Annotated in this window: 1 protein-coding gene; it reads right to left on the bottom strand. The window is 67.3% G+C overall.

Going from position 1 to position 388, the window contains the following annotated elements; all coding sequences use genetic code 11:
* On the bottom strand, window positions 1–388 hold a 388-nt coding region (locus tag JK635_RS17630; protein ID WP_202655259.1), incomplete at both ends, for a polysaccharide biosynthesis/export family protein.

Here is a 388-nt window from a genome sequence, read left to right as displayed (position 1 = left end):
TTGTCAGGAGTTCGCGCGCCTGCGGCTCGGTCAGACCGGCGATCTTGAGCATGCCGACGTGGGGGTACTGGATGGCGCCATCCTGGTTCACCACGAAGCTTGCGGGCGTCACCGGCATGGTGGAATTGAAGCCGCCGGTGGCCATGCTTGCGGCGTTGGCGGTCAGGGCGCCGCCGCCGAGTTCGGGATGGTCCCAGACGACGATGGAAATCTGGTCGCCGCTCTCGATGGTGTAGGGCGTCGGTGGCGTGAGCAGCTGGCTGATGTCGGCGCCGGCATCCTTGTCGCGCTTTTCCTTTTCCACCCGCAGCAGTTGCGGCGTGATCATGTTGACCGGGGGCACGGTTGCCTCGCCGGCGTTCTGGTCCGCCGCGCCGGGGCCGGGGTT

The sequence above is a fragment of the Neobacillus paridis genome (genome assembly GCF_016765675.1).
Lineage (GTDB): Bacteria > Bacillota > Bacilli > Bacillales > Cytobacillaceae > Neobacillus > Neobacillus paridis.
This window is presented reverse-complemented; position numbering and strand designations above follow the sequence as displayed.